This window comes from Halomonas sp. AOP30-A1-24 (assembly GCF_052378165.1).
Classification (GTDB): domain Bacteria; phylum Pseudomonadota; class Gammaproteobacteria; order Pseudomonadales; family Halomonadaceae; genus Vreelandella; species Vreelandella citrativorans.
On the sequence record NZ_JBQSXL010000007.1, the window covers coordinates 47,222 to 70,342 of the forward strand.

The 23,121-nt window shown below is 54.7% G+C and carries 22 protein-coding genes; 7 read left to right on the forward strand and 15 right to left on the reverse strand.

Features of this window, described 5'->3' with window-relative positions; genetic code table 11:
* Positions 1 to 34: 34 nt before the first annotated feature.
* The 15 genes from rnhB to rpsB form a co-directional block, all read right to left on the reverse strand.
* On the reverse strand, positions 35 to 652 hold the full coding sequence (rnhB, locus tag ACT3TJ_RS05565) for a ribonuclease HII (RefSeq protein WP_172118488.1): 618 nt from the start codon (positions 650 to 652) through the stop codon (positions 35 to 37).
* On the reverse strand, positions 642 to 1,814 hold the full coding sequence (gene lpxB / locus ACT3TJ_RS05570) for a lipid-A-disaccharide synthase (RefSeq protein WP_441677873.1): 1,173 nt from the start codon (positions 1,812 to 1,814) through the stop codon (positions 642 to 644). Before lpxB ends, rnhB begins: the two co-directional genes overlap by 11 nt.
* 16 nt (positions 1,815 to 1,830) lie before the next feature.
* On the reverse strand, positions 1,831 to 2,598 hold the full coding sequence (lpxA, locus tag ACT3TJ_RS05575; protein WP_193055211.1) for an acyl-ACP--UDP-N-acetylglucosamine O-acyltransferase: 768 nt from the start codon (positions 2,596 to 2,598) through the stop codon (positions 1,831 to 1,833).
* A complete protein-coding gene (gene fabZ / locus ACT3TJ_RS05580; RefSeq protein ID WP_087109982.1) occupies positions 2,595 to 3,038 on the reverse strand; it encodes a 3-hydroxyacyl-ACP dehydratase FabZ in 444 nt (147 codons plus the stop codon). The genes lpxA and fabZ overlap by 4 nt, the downstream gene beginning before the upstream one ends.
* A 133-nt stretch (positions 3,039 to 3,171) precedes the next feature.
* Positions 3,172 to 4,209 (reverse strand): UDP-3-O-(3-hydroxymyristoyl)glucosamine N-acyltransferase, encoded by a 1,038-nt coding sequence (gene lpxD, locus ACT3TJ_RS05585; RefSeq protein WP_193055210.1) that lies wholly within the window; start codon positions 4,207 to 4,209, stop codon positions 3,172 to 3,174.
* A 58-nt stretch (positions 4,210 to 4,267) separates the two neighbouring features.
* A complete protein-coding gene (locus tag ACT3TJ_RS05590; RefSeq protein ID WP_087109986.1) occupies positions 4,268 to 4,774 on the reverse strand; it encodes an OmpH family outer membrane protein in 507 nt (168 codons plus the stop codon).
* 59 nt (positions 4,775 to 4,833) lie between these two features.
* The gene (gene bamA / locus ACT3TJ_RS05595) at positions 4,834 to 7,185 is read right to left on the reverse strand and encodes an outer membrane protein assembly factor BamA (RefSeq protein ID WP_444621801.1); all 2,352 of its coding nucleotides are present in this window, start codon (positions 7,183 to 7,185) and stop codon (positions 4,834 to 4,836) included.
* Positions 7,186 to 7,285: 100 nt separating this feature from the next.
* Positions 7,286 to 8,644 carry an RIP metalloprotease RseP gene (gene rseP, locus ACT3TJ_RS05600; RefSeq protein WP_444621800.1) on the reverse strand — a complete coding sequence of 453 codons (1,359 nt, stop codon included), beginning with the start codon at positions 8,642 to 8,644 and terminating at the stop codon, positions 7,286 to 7,288.
* A 78-nt stretch (positions 8,645 to 8,722) separates the two neighbouring features.
* Positions 8,723 to 9,919, reverse strand: a complete 1,197-nt coding sequence (ispC, locus tag ACT3TJ_RS05605; protein WP_444665495.1) for a 1-deoxy-D-xylulose-5-phosphate reductoisomerase — start codon at positions 9,917 to 9,919, stop codon at positions 8,723 to 8,725.
* Entirely contained in the window at positions 9,916 to 10,737 is an 822-nt protein-coding gene (locus ACT3TJ_RS05610; protein WP_444665496.1) for a phosphatidate cytidylyltransferase, read from the reverse strand. Before ACT3TJ_RS05610 ends, ispC begins: the two co-directional genes overlap by 4 nt.
* The gene (gene uppS, locus ACT3TJ_RS05615; protein ID WP_444665497.1) at positions 10,730 to 11,521 is read right to left on the reverse strand and encodes a polyprenyl diphosphate synthase; all 792 of its coding nucleotides are present in this window, start codon (positions 11,519 to 11,521) and stop codon (positions 10,730 to 10,732) included. The genes ACT3TJ_RS05610 and uppS overlap by 8 nt, the downstream gene beginning before the upstream one ends.
* Before the next feature lie 86 nt (positions 11,522 to 11,607).
* Positions 11,608 to 12,165, reverse strand: a complete 558-nt coding sequence (frr, locus tag ACT3TJ_RS05620) for a ribosome recycling factor (RefSeq protein ID WP_444665498.1) — start codon at positions 12,163 to 12,165, stop codon at positions 11,608 to 11,610.
* A gap of 4 nt (positions 12,166 to 12,169) precedes the next feature.
* Entirely contained in the window at positions 12,170 to 12,943 is a 774-nt protein-coding gene (gene pyrH / locus ACT3TJ_RS05625; RefSeq protein WP_087110000.1) for a UMP kinase, read from the reverse strand.
* A gap of 121 nt (positions 12,944 to 13,064) precedes the next feature.
* Positions 13,065 to 13,934 carry a translation elongation factor Ts gene (gene tsf, locus ACT3TJ_RS05630; RefSeq protein ID WP_444665499.1) on the reverse strand — a complete coding sequence of 290 codons (870 nt, stop codon included), beginning with the start codon at positions 13,932 to 13,934 and terminating at the stop codon, positions 13,065 to 13,067.
* A 218-nt stretch (positions 13,935 to 14,152) separates the two neighbouring features.
* A complete protein-coding gene (gene rpsB / locus ACT3TJ_RS05635; protein WP_087110004.1) occupies positions 14,153 to 14,902 on the reverse strand; it encodes a 30S ribosomal protein S2 in 750 nt (249 codons plus the stop codon).
* 355 nt (positions 14,903 to 15,257) lie between these two features.
* On the opposite strand from rpsB, the gene map reads away from it, so the two are divergent.
* The 7 genes from map (at position 15,258) to ACT3TJ_RS05670 (ending at position 23,119) form a co-directional block, all read left to right on the forward strand.
* A complete protein-coding gene (gene map, locus ACT3TJ_RS05640) occupies positions 15,258 to 16,049 on the forward strand; it encodes a type I methionyl aminopeptidase (protein WP_087110006.1) in 792 nt (263 codons plus the stop codon).
* Entirely contained in the window at positions 16,049 to 18,724 is a 2,676-nt protein-coding gene (locus ACT3TJ_RS05645) for a [protein-PII] uridylyltransferase (protein ID WP_087110008.1), read from the forward strand. The genes map and ACT3TJ_RS05645 overlap by 1 nt, the downstream gene beginning before the upstream one ends.
* Before the next feature lie 131 nt (positions 18,725 to 18,855).
* Positions 18,856 to 20,052, forward strand: a complete 1,197-nt coding sequence (gene dapC / locus ACT3TJ_RS05650) for a succinyldiaminopimelate transaminase (protein WP_444665500.1) — start codon at positions 18,856 to 18,858, stop codon at positions 20,050 to 20,052.
* Positions 20,053 to 20,091: 39 nt separating this feature from the next.
* On the forward strand, positions 20,092 to 20,439 hold the full coding sequence (locus ACT3TJ_RS05655) for a Spx/MgsR family RNA polymerase-binding regulatory protein (protein WP_087110012.1): 348 nt from the start codon (positions 20,092 to 20,094) through the stop codon (positions 20,437 to 20,439).
* A 109-nt stretch (positions 20,440 to 20,548) separates the two neighbouring features.
* Positions 20,549 to 21,574 carry a 2,3,4,5-tetrahydropyridine-2,6-dicarboxylate N-succinyltransferase gene (gene dapD, locus ACT3TJ_RS05660; RefSeq protein WP_192527195.1) on the forward strand — a complete coding sequence of 342 codons (1,026 nt, stop codon included), beginning with the start codon at positions 20,549 to 20,551 and terminating at the stop codon, positions 21,572 to 21,574.
* Positions 21,561 to 22,733: a succinyl-diaminopimelate desuccinylase gene (gene dapE, locus ACT3TJ_RS05665; RefSeq protein WP_444665501.1), complete on the forward strand. Its 1,173-nt coding sequence runs from the start codon at positions 21,561 to 21,563 to the stop codon at positions 22,731 to 22,733. The genes dapD and dapE overlap by 14 nt, the downstream gene beginning before the upstream one ends.
* Positions 22,730 to 23,119, forward strand: coding sequence for a hypothetical protein (locus tag ACT3TJ_RS05670; RefSeq protein ID WP_087110018.1), 390 nt, complete (start codon positions 22,730 to 22,732; stop codon positions 23,117 to 23,119). The genes dapE and ACT3TJ_RS05670 overlap by 4 nt, the downstream gene beginning before the upstream one ends.
* Positions 23,120 to 23,121 lie beyond the last annotated feature (2 nt).

Genomic DNA, 23,121 nt, shown 5'->3' on the forward strand with positions numbered 1-23,121 from the left:
ATGAAATAACGTTAATTTAACGTAGCGACAGCACTTAAATGAGGGCTAATTGGCGCTGAACGGGGGCGAAGCTTCGGCGGTGCTCTTCAAGCGGCCCGTGAGCGGATAGCGCCTCAAGATGCTCTTTCGTTGGGTAGCCTTTGTGACGTGCAAAGCCGTACTCAGGATAGCGCATATCCAGCGTAACCATCTGGGCATCGCGCGCGACCTTGGCAAGAATCGACGCCGCAGCAATGGCGGGATGGCGCGCATCGCCTTTGACCACGGCTTGCCCCGGCAAACTATGTCCCGGCAAACGGTTACCGTCCACCAGCAAGTACTCGGCCGCAGGGGCTAAACCATCAATCGCACGACGCATTGCCAAGTGCGTGGCGTGGTAAATATTGAACTGATCAACTTCGGCAGCGCTTGCCTCAGCGACCACAAAGGCTAACGCCTGTTCGCGTATCAGCACGTCTAACGCTTCACGCTTACGGGCGGTGAGCTTTTTAGAGTCAGTCAGACCGTCAATGGGGCGTGCTGGGTCCAGGATCACCGCTGCGGCCACGACGCTACCGATTAACGGCCCACGCCCAACCTCGTCGACCCCCGCCAAGCGCTCGCCCACATAAGCAATCTCAAGCGGCGGAAAATCGCCTGATTTAGCGGGCATTGTGCTGCTCCAGTGATTGGCCTAAGGCGATAGCGGTGATTGCCTCAGCGGCGCGTCGACTGGCGTTGCGCTGCAAGTCGGCGTGCATCGTTGCAAAGCGTGCCTCTAACGCCAATCGTGCTTCGTGATCGCTAAGCAACTCATAAAGCTGGTCTGCGATAGCTTCCGGTGTCGCCGCGTCCTGAATAAGCTCAGGCACCACGCTTTGCTGCGCGATCAGATTGGGTAGCGATATCCACTGGGTTTTCACCATACGCTTGGCGAGCCAATGCGTGGCCGGCGCCATCTTGTACGCAACCAGCATCGCCCGGTGACACAGCATGGCTTCAAGCGCGGCGGTCCCGGATGCCAGGAGCACCACATCACTGGCGACCATTGCCTCTCGCGCTTGGCCATTTAACAGCTGCACACGCTCGGCAAGCGTTGGATAGTGAGACAAGAGCGCCTGAATTTCGTCATGACGCAGTGCTGAGGCAGCCGGAATCAAAACCTTTAGCGTGGCATGGCGCTGGCACAGCAGTTCAGCGGCGGCTAAAAACGTATGACCCAGGAAACGTATTTCGCTGCTGCGCGAGCCTGGCAACAAAGCAAGCACCGGCGCATCTTCATCAAGACCTAGTGCCTGTCGCGTTGCGATGCGGTCATTTTCAAGCGGCAGCTCATCGGCAAGCGGATGACCCACGAACACGACAGGAACACTGTGGTGCCGGTAAAAATCGGCCTCAAAGGGCAGCAGAGTGAGCATTCCATCAACGGATTTGGCAATGCCTTTCACACGCCCCTGTCGCCACGCCCAAACAGAAGGACTGACGTAGTGGGCCGTTTTGATTCCGGCATTACGCAGTTGCTTTTCCAGGCCGAGCGTAAAATCAGGCGCGTCGATACCAACCATGATATCCGGCTGCCAGGCGAGCGCTTCGCGACGCAGCGTGCGGCGCACACCTACCAGCTCAGGCAGGTGTTTGATGACCTCAACCAGCCCCATCACAGAAAGCGTTTCCAACGGAAAGCGGCTTTGCATCCCCTCAGCGATCATGCGAGGCCCGCCAATCCCACGAAACTCAACCTCTGGATGACGCGACTTAAGCGCACGCATCAGACCAGCCCCAAGGATATCCCCCGAAAGCTCGCCAGCCACCAGATAAACACGCTGCAAGGTCATAAGCGAATGGACATGGTTAGCGCGTAATGCCGCGGGTCGAACGCTCGATAGAGTCAGCGAACTCCGTCACTTCCTCTATATCAAAGCGCGCACGCATCTCTTCAAGCGCTTGCTCGACGGTAAGCCCCTGGCGATAGACCATCTTATAAGCAACGCTCAGTGCATTAATTGCCTCACGGCTAAAGCCGCGGCGTTTTAAGCCGACCAGATTCAGACCACGCGCTTCTGCCGGGTTGCCGTTAATCATGACATAGGCAGGCGTGTCTTTAGTGATAATAGAGCCACCGCCCGCCATGGCATGTTCACCAAAGTGACAAAATTGGTGCACGGCAGACAGGCCACCCAGGATAGCGTAATCACCCAGCGTTACGTGCCCGGCGAGCGTTACCTGGTTGGCGAGGATACAGTCATTGCCGATGACACAGTCATGGCCCACGTGTACGTAGGCCATAAACAGATTGCGGGAACCAATCGTCGTTTCACCACGGTCTTGTACCGTACCACGGTGAAGCGTCACGCCTTCACGGATAACGTTATCGTCGCCCATGACCAGACGAGTAGGTTCACCAGCGTACTTTTTGTCCTGACAATCCTCACCTACCGAGGCGAACTGAAAAATACGCGTGCGCTTCCCCAACACAGTGGGTCCTTTGACCACTACGTGCGGGCCGATTATGGAGCCTTCGCCGATCGTGACGTTAGGCCCAATAACACTAAAAGGGCCAACCTCAACGTCATCTGCGAGCGTTGCCGTTGGGTCAACCAGTGCAGTAGGATGTATCAAGCAACCTTCCTCTCAGCACAAATAATTTCTGCTTCACAGGCAAGCTCTCCGTCAACCGTGGCGCGACACGCAAATTTCCAAATGCCCCGCTTGCCACGAATTACGTTAGCCTCCAGTTGAAGCTGGTCACCTGGCATCACCGGGCGCTTGAAACGTACATTGTCGCTACCCACCAGGTAGTACACGTAGCCATCCGCTGGCAGCTTGTTAACTGTTTTAAAGCCTAAAATACCGCAAACCTGGGCCAGTGCCTCGACTACCAGCACACCCGGCATAATCGGATGATGTGGAAAGTGGCCGTTGAAAAATGGCTCGTTAATACTAACGTTTTTGAACGCAACGATGGATTCGCCCACAGTTAATGCTGTCACTCGATCCACCAATAAAAACGGATAGCGGTGGGGCAAGTATTCGCGAATTTCGTTAATATCCATAACCATCGTAACGACCTCAAAATGAAAAACGCCTGATAGGCATCAGGCAAATACCAGCACTTCGTCTGGTTAAAGGGCAGGGAATTATACCCTGCCGCCCTCTCGTCTCAAGCTACTTACTTAGTAAACAATATGGCTTTTAGGTGTCACGCGTCGTTTTTTCCAGCCGAGACAGCCGCTTGGCTATATCATCCAACTGCTTAAACCGCACCGCATTTTTACGCCACTGCGAATTACTCATTGCCCCCGTACCTGACGAGTAGACGCCGGGAGTATGAATCGAATTGGTCACAAGGCTCATTCCGGTGACCTGAACGCCATCACAAATCGTTAGGTGGCCTGATAATCCAACCCCCCCACCCAACATGCAGTGCTTGCCTACTTTGGTGGACCCTGCAATACCGACACAGCCCGCCAAAGCGCTATGGGCACCAATAGTGACGTTATGAGCGATTTGTACCTGACTATCGATTTTAACGTCATCGCCAATCAGGGTATCGCCTAGCGCACCACGGTCAATGCTTGAACAACTGCCAACTTCGACATTATCACCCAGCACAACGCCACCTAACTGGGCAATTTTGTGCCAACCTTCACCGTCGTGGGCAAACCCAAAACCGTCTCCACCAATCACACAGCCACTTTGTAAAATGACCCGCTTGCCAATAATCACGCCGTGACACACGGTCACATTGGCATGCAGCCGAGTATTTTCGCCGATAACGCTATCAGCCCCAACGACACTCCCAGCGCCCACCACAACGTGGTCACCCAGTGTTACGCCCGCTTCTACTACGGCGTGGGCCTGGATCGAGACGCCTTCACCCAGCGTTACGCTGTCGGCAACGACCGCGGTGGGATGAATACCGGCCTTATCACGTGCAGGCAATGGGTCAAATAGCTGAGAGAGTTTGGCATACCCCAGGTAGGGGTTTTCCATCTCAAGCTTTGGTACCGGGCAACTCTTGCCATGCTCAGGGTGAAGCAGCACGGCTGCCGCCTGAGTGGTGGCCAAATCCTTGAGGTAAGCGCGATTTGTTAAAAAGGCCACTTGATCAGATGTGGCCTCTTTAAGTGTTGCTAAACCACGAATGGGTAGCGCGGCATCACCTTCAAAGGTGACCCCTAAATGGCGAGCAATGTCCGCAAGTGTAAGATGGTGAGATGCGTGCGTCATGGGAGCCCAATAAAGCAATAGTGCAGCACAGCTACACCAACAGTCATTAAAAAATTAATTACATCGAATCAAATATTTGCGTAACTTCATCAGTCACATTAGGCAAATCAACCGAGGAATGAAGCACTCCTTGAGGCTCAACCAATACATCAATATTGTGACGGTTCAGCACTTGCTCCACCGCTTGCTCAAGCTTGAGTTCCGCACCTTCCAGAAACTGCTGCTCTGAACGCTGCTGAGCCTCCATAACATCACGACGTAACTGCTCAAAACGCGAACCTTTCTGCTGCAGCTCAGCGATCAGTGTTTCGCGCTGCGACTGAGACATCGTTTCGCCTTCGCGCTGCAAGCGTTCTTGCAACTGCTGTAACTCATTTCCCAGGCTTTGGGCTTCACTCTGCTGACTGCCAATCTGGTTTTCCAGCTGATTTAGCGAGGTTTGAGCCGACTGGGTATTCATCAGCGCAGCTCGCCAATCCAGCACGGCAACCTCTGCAGCTTCTGCTGCATGAACCGGTAAAACAATCGCACCAAATAAGCACACGGCCGCTGTCAGTTTACGCATCGAGTCACTTCCTTATCATCAAGCGGGGGCGCTACCAAGGGCGCGCCCCTTTAGCAAAGTTAGAATGTTTGTCCCAGCGAGAACTGGAAGAACTGTGTGTCATCACCGCTTTTGTCTTTAAGCGGCTCCGCGATGCTAAAGGTCAGCGGACCAACCGGTGTTAACCAGGAAAGGCCAACGCCCACACTATAGCGCAAATCGCCCAGGTCGACGCCAGAACTACACTGCTGACGACCCACATCAGCTTCTAATACCTTGTAGCAGGAGCTCAAGAACGTATTACCGGCATCCAGGAACAGCGAAGGCTGCACAGAACGCTGATTTTCTACAAAGGGCATGGGGAAGATCACTTCAGCACTACCTTCCACCAACACATTACCGCCCATTGTGCGATCACGCCCTCCTTCAACTCCCGGCGTGGTAGGTTGCCCCAATGTATTGGATGTAAAGCCTCGTACCGATCCTAAACCACCTGCGTAAAAATTCTCATAGAAGGGAAAAGGATCGTTTGAATCAAACGTATTGGCATAGCCAAGGTTACCGCTAAACTTAAGCGCCCAACTCTCATCGTTATTGAGCGGATATAGCTGCTGAGCCCGAGCGCGCAGCTTATAGTACTCTGCATCGCCGCCCGGCACGCCGGTTTCAAGCGACAGGCGCTGATAGTTACCGGCTGTCGGCATCACGCCTCGGTTAAGGTTGTTACGCGTCCAGCTCGCCGTGAGTTTAAGGCTTTGAGCGCGCTCCCCTTCGTCATCCACATAGCGATGAATTTCTGACGCCGTATCGTTGTAGGTTTTAATTTTAAGTTCTTCAATGCTCGCCCCGAAGTTGAGGCGAGACAGTTCACTTATCGGATAGCCGAAGTTGATACCCGCGCCGTACGCATCGGTCGAGTAGGTAGAGATATCCGAGTCGGCATAGTCCGTTTCACGGTAAAATATGTTGTAGCCGCGAGAAATACCATCAAGTGTCCAGTAAGGATCCGTGAAGGCAAAGTTGACGCTGGTGAAGGTGTCGCTGCGCTGCGCGCCAACATTGACCCGGTTACCCGTACCCAGGAAGTTGTTTTGTGCCAGTCCAACTCCATAGATTACCCCGGCACTTTGCGAAAAGCCCACGCTGGCAGACACCGAGCCTGAGGGCTGCTCTTCCACACTGTAGGTGACGTCCACCTGATCAGGCTGACCTGGTACCGGCTGAGTATCCACTTCTACCTGGCTAAAGAAGCCAAGCCGTTCAAGGCGCTGGCGCGACTGAGCAATTGAGTCGGTCGATGCGGGGGCGCCTTCCATTTGAATCATTTCCCGACGCAGCACTTCGTCCTGGGTGGTGGTATTACCATAAAACTCAATACGTCGAACATAAGTGCGCTGGCCAGGTTCAACCGCGATGACCAGGTCAACCGTTTCACCGTCATCCGCCATTTCAGGAATACCCTGAATATCGGCGAAAGCAAAACCTTCAGCGCCCAAACGCTGGCGTAGCGCTTCGGTCGATGCGTTCACCTGACCACGAGAGAAAATGTCTCCGCTATGGATCTCCATGAGTTGGCGTGCTTCGCTTTCGCTGATTTGCATATCACCTACAAAGCGGACATCACCTACTCGATATTGGTTACCCTCATCAACATTAAGCGTAACAAATATTTCGGACTTTTCAGGCCCAATAGAGACTTGCGTGGAGGTAACATCAAAATTTACATAGCCACGATCAAGATAGAAGGTGCGAAGGCGCTCGATATCGCCCGATAAAGCTTCACGCGAGTACTCATCACTTGAAAACCAGCCAAAGAAGCGCCCCGGCTTGTCGTTCAGCTCAAAAACATCGCGCAGCGTTTCATCGTCAAAATCCTGATTACCGACAATATTGATTTGACGGATCTTGGCGACTTCGCCTTCATTAATATTGATATTGACCTGTACACGCCCTTCATCAACCTGTTCAATCTCGGTCGTAATGCGAGCACTGTAGCGTCCCTGAGCCTGGTAAACACCTTCAAGCTCACGCTGAATCTCTTCAAGGGTCGAGAGTTGCAACACTTGCCCTTCCGACAACCCTGACTGACGTAAGCCGTTACGCAGGTCCTCTTCTGAAATCTGCTTATTGCCAGTGAGGTTCAAGCGCGCGATGGTCGGTCGTTCAACTACCTGAATAACCAATACATCGCCTTCGCGAGCTAGCGAAACATCTTCAAATAAACCAGTGGCAAACAAATCGCGTGCGGCTGACGCTAGCTGCTGCTCGCTAACCCGATCATTCGTACTGACAGGAAACGCATTAAAGACCGATGCAGCGGATACCCGCTGTAGTCCTTCCACTCGAATGTCCGAAACATCAAAGGATTGTGCCTGGGCGCCGCTAGCGCCTACCAGCAAGAGTGCTGCCATTCCAAGGGTCTTGATTTTCATGCTGTCAGTTCGCTCGCGTTGGTCTGCCTATCACGTTAGATAAGCACCATATACATTTGTGCAGGCAGATGACAAGGCATCCTGCGCGCTACACGCGTCATTACCAAAGGCGCATCAGATCAAAATACAGAGCCATCACCATCAGGCCGCCAACCATGGCAAGCCCGATGCGCAATCCAATGGCTTGGGTTTGTTCAGAGACCGGCCGCCCACGTACGATTTCCAAAAAATAGTAAAGCAAGTGTCCACCATCGAGCACCGGAATAGGCAATAAATTAAGCACGCCAAGGCTGATGGACAAATATGCTAAAAAGCCTACAAAGGCTTCCATTCCGGCACGGGCCGAATCACCCGAAATTTGCGCAATCGTAATAGGACCGGAAAGATTGGAAGGTGAAATCAAACCTACCAACATTTTACGAATCGCATCAACGGTTAATAAAATCATATCACCGGTACGCGATAGCGCTTGTCCAACCGCTTCGGTAGGCCCATAACGAATTTCGCGCTGTAGTGACTCAGGCCACGTTACCGACTCAACGCCTGCACCAATGTACCCAACCTCACCGCCACTCTCCAGCAGATTGCTACCCGGCGTTAGTGTTAGTGCGCCCTGCTCGCCATTTCGCTCATAGGCTACGCTAAGCGTTTCACCCGCACTACGGCGGATCATCGTGACAAACTGCATCCATTCTTCCACCGGCGTGCCGTCAATCGCAATAATATGATCGCCTGCTTGCAACCCCGCATTGGCGGCAGCTTCGCCATCGACCACCTGGCCTAATACTGCAGGGAATTCTGGCTGCCAAGGCGCCATACCCAAGGATTGCAGTGGCTGGGGCGGGTCCTGGCGGGCCAGATAGTTATCGACCTCCAGCGCGTAAGCTCGTTCACTGCTACTGCCCTCAGGCAACACATTGATGGTTAGCGAGCCACTAAAACCAATCATCGAGATAAGCTTTAGGTTGACCTCCTCCCAGGAGCGTACGGCATCATTTTGAATAGCGATAATTTCATCGCCGTGGGCAAGGCCTGCTTCAGCTGCCGGTGAATCAGGCAGCACATCTCCCACCATGGGAGCGACCACGGTCGTCCCGGATACAAAGAGCGCCCAGTAGGCAACAATAGCCAACAGGAAGTTTGCCAAAGGTCCAGCGGCAACAATGGCGATACGCTGCCATACCGTTTTGCGATTGAAGGCCTGGTCAAGCTGATCTTCCGGTACCGGCGCTTCACGCTCGTCCAGCATTTTGACATAGCCGCCCAGCGGAATGGCCGCTATTGCGTACTCCGTCCCCTGGCGGTCCACGGTGGACCAGAGCGGTTTGCCAAAGCCCACCGAAAAACGTAACACCTTGACGCCACAGCGGCGCGCCACCCAAAAGTGGCCAAACTCGTGAAAGGTGATCAACAAACCCAGCACGACGATGATCGCTAAAATGTTTTGTAACAGGCCCACAATAAACTCCCTGGCACCCTGCACATCAGCCGATGCTTAAGTGACCTACTTGCTTCTCAATATTCGGTACGGCACTGCCTAGCCTGCTTGTAACATGACCCTTTGTGCTGCCTGCTGACGCGCCCAGTGGTCTGCAGCCAAGATATTTTCAATCGTATCGGCGCTGCCTGCATAGGGCTGCGATACAACTTCTTCAACCACGTTGGCTATTTCACCAAAGCTGAGCCTTTCCGCCAGGAAGGCCTCAACGGCGACTTCATTGGCGGCATTGAGAATCGCCGGCGCGGCACCGCCCTTCTGCATGGCTTCACGGGCCAAGCGTAGGCAGGGAAAGCGCGCTTCATCCGGTGCTTCAAAATCCAGCTGCGCGATCTGGAACAGATCCAGGGCTTCTACACCGGCCTCAATACGCTCGGGCCATGCCAGTCCATAGGCAATGGGTATACGCATATCCGGGTTGCCCAGCTGGGCGATGACAGAGCCATCAATGTAAGCTGCCATGGAGTGAATCACACTCTGCGGATGCACTACCACCTGAATTTGCTCGGGCGTTGCATCAAACAGCCAGCACGCTTCAATTAATTCAAGGCCTTTGTTCATCATGGTGGCGCTATCAACCGAAATCTTGCGCCCCATCGACCAGTTAGGATGGGCGCAGGCCTGGTCGGGTGTCGCATTGGCAACCTTGTCCGCACTCCAGGTGCGAAAAGGCCCGCCAGACGCTGTTAGCAGCAACTGCCGAACGCCATGACGCTCAAGCCCGCCACGATGCTTTACCGGCAGGCACTGATAAATGGCATTATGCTCAGAATCGATAGGCAACAGCGTGGCGCCAGAGCGCTCAACCGCCTGCATGAACAGCGCACCGCTCATCACCAGCGCTTCTTTATTCGCAAGTAGTACGCGCTTGCCCGCTTCTGCAGCGGCCAGCGCAGGCAGCAGCCCCGCTGCCCCAACGATGGCGGCCATAACGGCATCGACACACGCCTCACGGGCAACCTGGCAGAGTGCTTCACGACCCGCCAGCACGACGGTCGGTTGGTCAGCGTCATCAAGCGCTTGGCGAAGCCATTGCGCATCGTCACTATGATCGAGTACCGCGATACGGGGATGATGCGTCAGGCACTGTTCCAGAAGCACTTCCCTAGAGGTATGTGCCGTCAACGCATACACCCGATAACGCTCGGGATGACGGGCGATGACATCCAGGGTGCTCACCCCGATAGAGCCGGTTGAGCCCAGCACGGTAATCCACTGGCAGGACGGTTGACTCATAAGACAGGCACCTGCCCTTGAAGAACGGGCAAATAGAGCAGCGCAAAGAGCGGAATCGCCGCCGTCAAGCTATCAATCCGGTCCAGCACGCCGCCATGGCCCGGTAGCAGCTGGCTTGAGTCCTTGATGTCTCGGTAGCGTTTGAGCATGCTTTCCAGCAGATCGCCCAGCACTGAAATAAGCGTGACAATAACGGTGACTACCACCAAGCCAACAGCTACACCCGGGGTTAACGACTGCCAAAAGGCGAAGACAAGCGCCAGTAGCGTGGTGGCAACAAGCCCACCAATAACGCCTTCCCAGGACTTACCGGGGCTGACCCTTGGGGCGAGCTTGCGCTTACCAAAACGACGCCCGGCAAAATAGGCGCCGATATCCGCCGCCCACACCAGCAATAATACAAACAACAGCCATACGCCGCCGCTATCGCGCAGAATATTAAAGCCGACCCAGCAGGGCAGCAGCACCCATAGCCCCATCGCCAAGCGGCGTGGCGTTGACTGCCACTGCTGTCCTTTTTCCGGGTAATGGGTCACCCAGTAAAGATTAACCAGCCAGCCAAGGGCGGCGCACCATAAAGGCCATACAGCAAACGCGGCACCGGTGAGCCACATCAGTAGCATCACCACCGCAAGCCCGGCGACCAGCTGAACACGCTGACGCTGCCGGATAACGCCTGCCAGGTTCGTCCACTCCCAAGCCCCAAGTAACACCATCAAAGCGGTAAAAAGCGCAAACGCGCCACCTTGCAATCCAAACAGACCAACCAGCACCAAGGGCGCCAGCCAGGCTACGGTTATAATCCGCTGTCTAAGCACCTTGCGCCTCTATTTGTTCGTCGGTCATGCCAAAACGCCGACGCCGCTGACAAAAGTCGTACAGCGCACTGTCCAGCGCATCGGCACCGAAGTCGGGCCAGAGTAAGGGCGAGAAATGCAGTTCAGCATACGCTAACTGCCACAGCATAAAATTCGACAATCGCTGTTCGCCACTTGTTCGGATACACAGGTCAACAGGAGGCACGTGGTCTGCTTCCATTGCCCTGTCAAAGCAGGCTTCATCGATATCGGCAGGCTGTAACTCACCGGCGGATACCTGCTCAGCCAAATGTCGCGCTGCGCGTGCAATGTCCCACTGCCCGCCGTAATTGGCAGCGATCACTAGGTGCATGCCGGTATTACCTTCGGTCAGCGCTTCTGCACGCTGTATATACTTCTGAATGGCGTGAGAGAAGCCACGCCGTTCACCAATAATCGTTAGCCGAATATTGCGCTCATTAAGCTTTTTAACTTCGCGCTTGAGCGCCATCAAAAAGAGCTCCATCAACGCATTCACTTCAGCAGCCGGACGTTTCCAGTTCTCGCTTGAAAAGGCAAACAGGCTCAGCGTACTTACCTGGCGTTCGGCTGCGCGCTGAATTACCGCTCTAACGGCTTCGATGCCTGCACGATGACCACGTACGCCAGAGAGGCCGCGGGCCTTTGCCCAGCGGTTATTGCCGTCCATTATGATCGCGACATGCGACGGCAGTGCTTCGCCCAGGCACTTGGGTGGCGTGCTTGCGTCGTCCGGCTGTTCTTGAGGAAACTGCGGTGACGTCATGAGGTCTCGCACAAAAGCTCAGTCATAGTAAAGCCATAGGCCTAGCGGGCAGCCTGGCTACCCGCAGCTAAATAAAAGGCAGGTGCTTATACCTGCATCAAGTCCTGCTCTTTCGCGGCAAGCGCTTTATCGACTTCGGCAATATATTTGTCGGTCAGCTTTTGGATTTCATCTTCACCCTGACGCTGATCGTCTTCGGTAATCTCTTTATCCTTTAGCAAGGATTTGAAATCACCGTTGGCATCGCGACGCACGTTACGCACAGCCACGCGAGCATTTTCAGCTTCGCTACGTGCCTGTTTGATATATCCCTTGCGTGTCTCTTCGGTCAACATGGGCATCGGTACACGGATCACATTACCCGCGCTTGAAGGGTTCAAGCCCAGATCAGAGGTCATGATAGCCTTTTCGATTTTCGGCACCATGCCCTGCTCCCAGGGAGCCACCGCAAGCGTACGCGCATCTTCAACGTTAACCGATGCCACCTGGCTAAGCGGCACCTGGCTGCCGTAATAATCAACGGTAACGGCATCCAGAATACTGGGGTGTGCACGCCCGGTACGGATTTTGTTGAAGTTGCTATGCAGCGCATCAACACTTTTTTTCATACGAGACTCTGCGTCTTTCTTAATATCGTTGATCACGTTATTACCCTCTATCTATCAGCGTGCCTTCCTTGCCCCCTACTACCAAATTCAGCAGGGCACCAGGCTTATTCATATCAAATACCCGCACCGGCATATTATGGTCACGTACCAGGCAGATAGCGGTCAAATCCATAACGCCTAGCTTTTGGTCCAGAGCGTCATCGTAGGAGAGCTGATCATATTTTACGGCATCGGCATGTTTTAGGGGGTCCTTGTTATACACCCCGTCCACTTTGGTCGCTTTAATGACCACATCCACATCCACTTCAATACCGCGTAAGCAAGCGGCCGAGTCGGTTGTGAAAAATGGATTACCGGTTCCTGCCGAAAACAGTACCACGTCTCCTGACGTTAAATAACGGATGGCAGTGCGGCGGTCATAATGCTCTACCACACCACTCATGGGAATCGCCGACATTACCCGCGAACGAATATTTGAACGCTCCAGTGCATCGCGCATGGCCAACGCGTTCATGACCGTTGCCAGCATTCCCATGTGGTCGCCTGTGACCCGATCCATTCCGGCTTCGCTGAGCGCCGCACCTCGAAACAGGTTGCCGCCTCCAATCACAATCCCGACCTGCACACCAATACCCACCAGTTGGCCGATTTCCAGCGCCATACGGTCTAACACTTTAGGATCAATACCAAAATCGTGCTCTCCCATTAGCGCCTCGCCTGAAAGCTTCAGCAAAATACGCTTGTATTTTGACTTCGACTTTTCAAGTTTATGGGGCACAACAAGCGGGGTAGGCTCTTGAACATCTCGTGACATGGCATCTCTCCTGAAGCAGACTTGGACACAGGTGGGCGAAGCAACCCCCTATTTAGCAGGGGCCGGATACACGAAGGCGTGCGCTTACGCGCACGCCATCTTCTGACTAGAACGTCTGACCTTAACGACGGCCAGCCTGTTCCATAACTTCTTTAGCGAAGTCGACTTCTTCTTTCTCGATACCTTCACCCACTTCAAAGCGCGTGAAGCTAACCACTTCGCCACCGGCTGATTTAACAAACTCAGCAACGGATTGGTTCGGGTCTTTAACAAACGGCTGCTCGGTCAGGCTGTTCTCTGCCAGGTATTTCTTCAGACGGCCTTGAACCATTTTCTCAGCAATCTGCTCAGGCTTGCCTGCCATGTCCGGCTGACCCAGGATGATGGCTTTCTCTTGATCCAGCTGCTCTTGCGGCATATCGGCCGGGTGAGCAACGGCTGGGTTAATAGCTGCCACGTGCATAGCAACGTCTTTCGCTGCTTCTGCAGTACCGCCATTAAGTACGGTCAGAACGCCAATGCGGCCACCGTGAACGTATTCGCCCACCAGACCACCGTCAACGGCGTTGACAACTACCGCGCGACGTACGCCGATGTTCTCACCGATTTTCTGCACCAGTTGCTCGCGAACAGACTCAAGTTCGCCCGCCATTACAGCAGCAACGTCTTCGCTTTTCGCAGCGAAAAATGCATCAACGATTTGGTTCGTGAAGCCGATGAAGTTGTCATCACGGGCAACGAAGTCAGTCTCGGAGTTGATTTCAACCATTACACCGTAGCTGCCGTCTTCAGCAACGCGGGTAACGACCGCGCCTTCAGCAGCGGTACGTCCGGCTTTCTTCGCGGCTTTTAGGCCCGAGCTTTTACGTAGGTTTTCAATCGCGACGTCGATATCACCGTCGGCTTCGGTGAGTGCTTTTTTACACTCCATCATGCCGAGACCGGTACGTTCGCGCAGTTCCTTGACCTGAGAGGCGCTGATAGCTGCCATGAGAATTCACCTCGGAAATGGTTCTATGAGAGTTAAACGCCCTACAGAGTGTAGCCACGATAAATGACTATCATATATCACTTTGAAGGTCGCTTGCCGGCGCATGATGGCCCGGCGTAATCGGCCCACCCGGATGTTCATCCAAAGCGGGAAAAAGGGGGCATAGGCCCCCTCTTCAACACGATGCGGCTTAACTGCCCGCCGCAACCGCTACTACCTTACTCAGCAGCGGCGTCAGTGTCGGCTGAAGCCGATTCTTCGGTCACTTCAACGAACTCGTCCGGACGACCTTCCTTCGCACGACCACACGCGTCAGCAATCGCTTTCACGTAGATCTGAATAGCGCGAATGGAGTCATCGTTACCCGGGATAACGTAATCAACGCCATCAGGGTTAGAGTTGGTATCAACCACGCCAATAACCGGGATACCCAGTTTGTTGGCTTCGTTGATCGCGATGCGCTCGTGGTCAACGTCGATAACGAACAGTGCGTCCGGCAGGCCGCCCATGTTCTTGATACCACCGATAGAACGCTCAAGCTTATCTTGCTCACGCGTTGCCATCAGGACTTCTTTCTTGGTCAGCTTGTCGAACGTGCCGTCTTCGCGCATGGTTTCAAGTTCGCGCAGACGCTTGATAGACTGACGAATAGTCTTGAAGTTAGTCAGCATACCGCCCAACCAGCGATGGTTGACGAACGGCTGATTAACGCGATTCGCTTCTTCTTTGATTATCTTGCTAGCGCTACGCTTGGTGCCAACAAACAAAATTTTGTTGTTGGATGCCGACATCTTCTCAACCACATCAACGGCTTCGTTCAGCGCCGGAAGAGTGTGCTCAAGGTTGATGATGTGAATCTTGTTGCGTGCGCCGAAGATGAATTTGTTCATCTTCGGATTCCAGTACTTAGTCTGGTGACCGAAGTGAGCACCTGCTTTGAGCAGGTCACGCATATTAACGTGAGACATGGTAAAACTCCTGAAACTCGGGTTAGGCCTCCACGCACCCCATGGATCCGACCATTGACCACGTATAAAACGTTGTCAGCGGCACCCGGGACCATGTGTCGGTGCATGTGTGTTTTCAAGGCTTGCTATTAAGCAGCGTCTTCAAAGTGAACCCGCTGCGGGTTGTTCGCCTTGCCATGATCGCCTACTCACCATAAAGAAGCGAGCGAGCGATTGCAGGAAAGCGCGCGGCTTTATACCATAGATCATTACCAAGATGAAGTCACAGCCCGTGTTACGATCTTTATTTGTCACTTAATACTGTCGCTTTAACGCTGTCACTTACTACCTCAGCCTGAACCCATATCGAGAATTCATGAACGTTCCTATCAAGACACCTTCAGAAATCGAGAAAATGCGCGAAGCCGGGCGCCAAGCCGCCAGCGTGCTGGAAATGATTGCTCCTTACATACAAGAAGGCGTAAGCACCGGCGATATTGATAAGCGTTGTCACGACTATATTGTTAACGAATTGGGCTCGGTTCCTGCCCCGCTCAACTATCACGGTTATACCCACGCCACGTGCATCTCGCTCAACCATGTGGTGTGTCATGGCTTTCCGGATTTTAGTAAAAAACTCAAGAAAGGCGACATTCTGAACCTGGACATTACCGTCAAAACCCCCGACGGCTATCACGGTGACTCCAGCGCCATGTTTATCATCGGCGAAACCATACAGGGCGAGCGTTTGTGCCGGATTACCCAGGAGTGCTTGTATAAAAGCATTGCGCTGGTAAAACCCGGCGTACGCCTTTCAGAACTTGCGCGAGTGATTCAAAAGCACGCCGAAGGCCATGGCTACTCGGTCGTTCGTGATTTCTGCGGCCACGGTATTGGGGCAGGCTTCCATGAAGACCCCCAGTTCCTGCATTACGATGGTTACGCGCCAGACGCCGATATCGCTCTGGAGGCTGGCATGTGCTTTACCATCGAACCCATGATCAACGTGGGTGGCTACAAAACCAAAGTCTTGCGCGATGGCTGGACCGCCGTTACCAAGGACAAGAGCCTCTCAGCGCAATGGGAGCATACCTTGCTGGTCACCGAGACCGGGGTTGAAGTACTGACCGCGCGTAGCGATGAAGACTTTAGTTTTTTAGATAACTAATGCTCCTCCACCACCACCGGTTCGAGCCGGATACGTCGCTTTACGACCTTGATGCTTTTCGTACAGAGCTATCCGGCTCGCGCTCACCCATAGCGCCGTTTAAAACGGCGCTTCGTGAGCTCCAGGCCAAGCTGGATGACCGGTTTCGTGCGGGCGCCGATATACGCGATCTGGTGCGAGGGCGTGCCTGGTATTTGGATCAACTACTCGCCATTGCCTGGGCGCAGCACGCCTGGCCAGATGAAGGCATCGCACTGATTGCCGTTGGCGGCTATGGCCGAGGGGAGCTGCATCCCCATTCGGACATCGACCTTCAACTACTGCTTGAAGATGACGACGACACCGCTTACCGCGAACCGCTCACTGCCTTTATCACCTTTTTATGGGATATCGGCCTGGAAATCGGCCACAGCGTACGTTCATTAAACGACTGCGAACGTGAAGCCAAAGCGGACGTCACCGTCATCACCAACCTGCTTGAATCCCGACTGATTGCAGGCCCTGCATCACTGCGCGAAAAAATGCGCGAGCGCTTAAGCGCCGAGCACATTTGGCCGGCCGACCGTTTTTTTGAAGCCAAATGGCAAGAGCAGATTGCTCGCCACTACCGTTACAACAATTCCGAATACCACCTTGAGCCTAACCTGAAGAGCTCGCCTGGCGGCCTACGCGATATTCAGATGATTGGCTGGGTCGCTAAGCGCCACTTCGGTACGGAACAGTACACCGACATTGTCGCCAATGGCTTTATGAACGATGCCGAGCTGCGTATCTTAAGCCAGGGCCAAGCGTTTTTGTGGCAAGTGCGTTATGCGCTGCATATGTTGACAGACCGCGCCGAAGACCGCCTGCTGTTTGATCACCAGCGCACGATTGCTGAGCTGTTTGGCTTTAAAGATACGCCCGAGCGGTTAGCCGTTGAGCAGTTCATGAAGCGCTACTATCGCCACGTAACGGCGCTGGCCGGGCTTAACGACATGCTACTTCAGCACTTCGACGAAGTGATTTTGCGCGGCAAAGAGGCGCTGGAAACCATCCAGCTCAACGAGCGCTTTGAAACCAAGGGCGGCTATATTCAAGCACGCTCGCGCACGCTGTTTCGCGAGCAGCCAGAGGCCATGCTGGAGCTATTTCTGCTCATGGCCAGGCACCCGGAAATCGAAGGCGTACGGGCGGACACCATTCGCTTGATTCGCGACCACCGCCATCAGATTGATGATCACTACCGCGATGACCCTCACCATCAGCGGCTGTTTATGGAAATACTGCGCGCCCCCGGCAACGTACCGCGCCAGCTCCGGCGTATGAACCGCTACGGCATATTGGGCAAGTACCTGCCCGAATTTGGCCGAGCCGTAGGATTGATGCAGCATGATCTGTTCCACATCTACACCGTGGATGCGCATACGCTGCGTCTGCTGAAGTTTTTACACGGCTTTCGCAAACCCGATGCCAAAGACGACTTTCCCGTGGCGGCTGCGCTCATCCACCAGCTTCCCAGGCTGGACATTTTGTGGATAGCGGGCCTGTTTCACGATATCGGTAAGGGCCGGGGTGGCGACCACTCTGAAATCGGCGCCAAAGACGTTACGCATTTTTGTCAGCACCACCATGTTTCAGCCCACGATACAAAGCTTGCCAGCTGGCTGGTCGAGCACCATTTGCTCATGTCGATGACCGCTCAGAAGCGCGACATTAGCGACCCTGACGTCATTCGCGACTTTGCGCTAATCGTGCGTAACGAAATGCGCCTGGATTATCTGTATGTGCTCACCGTGGCCGATATTAACGCCACCAACCCCACGCTTTGGAACGGTTGGCGGGCATCGCTTTTACGCCAGCTATATGCTGAAACCAAGCGCGCCTTACGCCGCGGGTTAAAAAATCCGCCGGACCGTGATGACTGGGTGCGGGAAACGCGCTCTGAAGCGCGTTCGCTACTTCAAATCATGGGGCTTGGGCGCACGCAGATTGATGCACTGTGGGAACCGCTTGGGGAGGACTATTTCCTCCAGTACGCGCCCAGCGAAATTGTCTGGCAAACCCAAGGCATCCTCGCGCATAACGCCTCTCCCTTGCCGCTGGTATTAATCAGCGCACCGACGCTTGATATGGCAGAGGGCGGCACTAAAGTGTTTATCCACACACGCTCGGTGGATGACCTGTTTGCCGCCACCGCCGCCGCCATGGAGCAGCTCGGGCTTTCCATTCATGATGCCCGCATTGCTACCTCGCGCAATAACTGGACGCTAAACACCTTTATTGTGCTGGATAGCCACGGTCAACCGATTCGCGACACGGCGCGTATCGAAGAGATGCGCCAACACTTAATCGAAGAGCTGGATGACCCAGACGACTACCCAGAAATTGTGACCCGCCATACGCCGCGTCAGTTAAAACACTTCAAGGTACCCACCGAAGTGCTGATTGAGCAGGACCCGGCTAACGAGCGCACACTCCTTGAGCTAACGGCCCCTGACCGACCTGGGCTGCTGGCCCGCGTAGGGCGTATTTTTATGGAGCAGGGTATCGCCCTTTCGGCGGCCAAAATCGCCACGCTGGGCGAGCGTGTTGAGGACGTTTTCTTTATCACCACGAAAGCAGGCGAACCCTTAACCGATCCGATACGCCAGCAAGAGCTGCGCGAGCGATTAATTGAGGTGCTAGGCGTGTAAACACTTAAAGACGCCGCGCCCCGTGGTTAAATTTGAGCCAACCCCGAGGCTTGCTTATAATCGGCGCTTAGCCTGCCGTTTAATACGCCTGCAGGGCATGCTCTCAATAGAACGCTCTCAACGGATACGCCATGAATTCTGATCTCGCCGCCCTACACCCTTATCCGTTTGAGAAACTGGCCGGCCTCAAAGCTGACCTTACGCCGCCTACCCATTTGGCGCATATTCCCTTAACCATCGGCGAGCCGCAGCACGCGCCCTACCCAGCAGCGCTTGATGCGCTGGTGAAGCATCAGCTTGATATGGCACGTTATCCGGCCACCAACGGCCTGCCAAGCTTACGTGAAGCACTCGCTGAATGGGCGACCATGCGCTTTAAGCTTGCGGGTCTTGATGCCGAGCGCCAGGTACTGCCGGTTAATGGCACGCGTGAAGCCATTTTTGCGTTTGTACAGGCCGCACTGGACCGTACTCGGCCTGCCAAGGTGATAGTGCCCAACCCGTTTTACCAGATTTATGAAGGTGCGACGCTGTTGGCTGGCGGTCAACCGATGTATTTAAACTGCACGGCCGAGAATGGCTTTCGGCCAGATTTTGCCAGTGTCAGCCCCGACACCTGGCGTGATGTGCAAATCGTATTTATCTGTTCACCAGGCAACCCGACCGGCGCGGTTACGTCAATGGATGAGTTTAAACAGCTGATTGCGCTGGCCGACGAGCACGATTTCATCATTGCTTCTGATGAGTGCTATTCCGAGCTTTACCTGGATGAAAACGCGCCACCGCCGGGGCTATTACAGGCTTGCGCCGAGCTTGGTCGTAACGATTACCGGCGCTGCGTCGTCTTCCACTCGCTCTCCAAGCGCTCTAATCTGCCGGGCTTGCGCTCTGGCTTTGTTGCGGGCGATGCGGACATTCTTACGCCGTTCAAGCGCTACCGTACCTATCATGGCTGCGCCATGTCGCTGCCGGTTCAATATGCCTCAATAGCAGCCTGGCAGGATGAAGCGCACGTACGCACCAATCGCGATGCGTACCGTGAAAAATTCAGCGCCGTGGTAGAGGTACTGGCCCCGGTGATGGACTTCCCAACGCCAGAGGCAAGCTTTTACCTGTGGCCCGCGGTACCAGGTGGGGATGATATCGGTTTCACCCAGCGACTTTACACCGAGCAACACGTTAGCGTGCTGCCCGGCAGCTTGATGGGCCGTCCTGATGCTCAGGGCATTAATCCAGGCACGGGGCGGCTACGCCTAGCCCTGGTGGCGGAGCTTGCGCCCACTCTGGAAGCAGCGCAGCGTATCCGCCAGCTTATTGAGCGCGGTTAATTCACCTTTTACGGCACGAACAGCTCGAAAGGAGATACCATGTTTACACTCTATGTCATTGATACCTGTGATACGTGTCGTAAGGCGCGCAAAGCGCTGGAAGCGAACGGCGTGCCTTTTAAAACCCATGATTTGCGTAAAGATGGTCTTTCGGCGAGCCTGCTTGAGCATCTTTTGGAACGGGCACCACTGCTGGAAGTCGTCAACAAGCGCAGCAAGACCTGGCGCGACCTTCCCCAGGAAGACAAAGACAGCCTGGATGCTAACTCTGCGCGCCAGCTGTTGCTCCAACACCCAACACTGCTTAAACGACCACTGCTGGATACCGGCAGTGACGCCTTAAAAGTAGGTTATCGCGACGGCGATTACGATAAAATCAGTGGCTGATCCAACGCTACTATTTTGCTTATTTTTGAATCAACACTTTGTTATACCGCCGCTTTTACGTTAGCTAATGACCCGGTTAACAACGTTATCAACAACAGGATGAACTTTTATGCTGAGCTTTGCGCTTGGAATTGGCACGCAAAACACTCAAGGCGATTGGCTGGAAATTTACTACCCGGCACCGCTCTTCAGCCCGCAGGAAAGCCTGATAAATGCGGCCAAACAAGCGCTTGATGCGCCGCATGGCAATGTCGCCGTTAGCTTTTTGCCAGAAGATTGCACCCGCTTAGCCAAGGCGCTTGAGGCAGCCGGGCACCCTGAACAGGCTGAGCTTGCTGAGTCGCTGGCCGCCAGCCAACGCCCATTGGTAGCCATGTTCCTGGAAACGGATCAGGCTCCGCAAACGGCGCCAGAGGTATACCTTAAGCTGCACCTGCTTTCGCATCGTCTGGTCAAACCGCACGGCCTTGATCTGACCGGCATGTTTGGCCTGCTGCGCAATATTGCCTGGACCAACGAAGGCGCCATCGATATCGAAGAGCTGCCAGCGCGGCGCCTGAAAGCCCGCCTCGCCGGTCGTGCGCTGTCCGTCGACTGTGTCGATAAATTCCCCAAAATGACCGATTACGTTGTGCCGACCGGTGTACGCATTGCCGACACGGCGCGGGTACGCTTGGGCGCTCATTTAGGTGAAGGCACCACGGTAATGCATGAGGGTTTTGTTAACTTTAATGCAGGCACCGAAGGCCCCGGCATGATTGAAGGCCGTATTTCAGCGGGCGTGATGGTCGGCAAAGGGTCTGACCTGGGCGGAGGCTGCTCCACCATGGGTACGTTATCAGGTGGTGGCAATATTGTTATCAAGGTCGGCGAAGGCTGCTTGATCGGTGCCAATGCCGGTATCGGCATTCCGCTGGGCGACCGCTGCACGGTGGAGTCCGGTTTATACATCACCGCAGGCACCAAAGTGGCCTTGCTGGACGATCAGGGCAACGAAGTGAAAACGCTGGCGGCACGTGAACTGGCGGGCCAAAACGACCTGCTGCTACGCCGCAACTCTAAAAATGGCCGCGTCGAGTGCCTAACCAATAAAAGCGCCATCGCGCTAAATGAGGCACTGCATGCCCATAACTGAGCCTGACACGCTGTCGCCCACGCTACAGCTTGCCTTTGAGCTGCTCAGCCGCCCGTCAGTGACGCCGGATGATGAAGGCTGCCAGGACGTAATGATCGAGCGCTTAACAGCGCTCGGTTTTCATATTGAGCGTATGCCGTTTGGCGATGTACAGAACTTCTGGGCAGTACGTGGCCATCACGGCCCGGTGATTGCCCTTGCGGGTCATACCGATGTCGTGCCCAGCGGGCCACCGAACGGCTGGGAATTCCCGCCGTTTTCTCCCTGTATTGACGATCACGGTATGCTTTGTGCCCGTGGCGCCGCCGATATGAAGGGCAGCTTGGCCGCTATGCTAACCGCCGTGGAGCGTTTTGTGGCTCGCTACCCCGACCACGATGGACGTATTGCATTTTTAATCACCTCCGATGAGGAAGGCCCAGCGGTGGATGGCACTCTCGCCGTGGTCGAGCAGCTGCGCGAACGCAATGAGCGGCTTGATTACTGTATCGTCGGCGAACCCTCCTCTACCGAGCACCTTGGCGATGTGATCAAGAATGGCCGCCGCGGCTCGCTGGGCGGCGTTTTACGTATTCAGGGGATTCAGGGGCACGTGGCCTACCCGCACCTGGCGCGCAACCCCATTCATCAGGCGATGCCCGCGCTGGATGCTCTCGTCAATGAGCACTGGGATGGGGGCAATGATTTTTTCCCGGCCACCAGCTTTCAGATTTCCAACCTGCGAGCGGGCACTGGGGCGACTAACGTCATTCCCGGCGAAGTAGAAGTGGTATTCAACTTCCGCTTCTCGACGGAAGTCACGCATGAGCAGCTTAAGGCACGTACAGAGGCGATTCTTGACCAGTACGGCCTGCCGTATCAGCTGGACTGGACACTGAACGGCGAGCCGTTCCTAACCGCAGAAGGCGAGCTGGTCAACGCGGCCGTACGCGGTGTAGAAGCCGTTACCGGCAAGCGTCCGGCGCTATCCACCAGCGGCGGCACGTCTGATGGGCGTTTTATTGCCACATTCGGTGCTCAAGTGGTGGAACTTGGCCCGCTTAACGACACTATTCACAAAGTGAATGAGCGCGTACGCGCTAGCGACCTGGATGATTTGAGCCGAATCTATGAGGCAACGCTTCAGGCCCTACTCACGCTTGATGAGGTCAACGTATGATGGAGCGCTACCCGGACATTGAAGTGTATGTCGCCAGCATTTCACTGGAAGCGCTTAACGCATGGCTTGCCAGTGCGCTTGCTGCACCGCCATTAAGCCCTGCCGGCAAAGGCAAGTGGAAAACCCATGGCCAACACCAGGGGAAAGAGGTGCCCATACTACTGGTCGAAAAAGCAGCTGACCGCTTTGCAAGCTTATGGTTTGACAGTAGCCATACGCCCTGGATGACCGACCAGGAGTGCGCGCAACACGCCGCAGAGGCGCTGCAAACGGAAGTGCGCTGCTCGCTTGGCGGCTGGCATCCAGGCGATGACCCTGACCGCTTCTGGCAGGTGCTACCCGGCGGAAAAGAAGGCGCTATTGAGTGGCCCGATTCAGGCCGCTAACA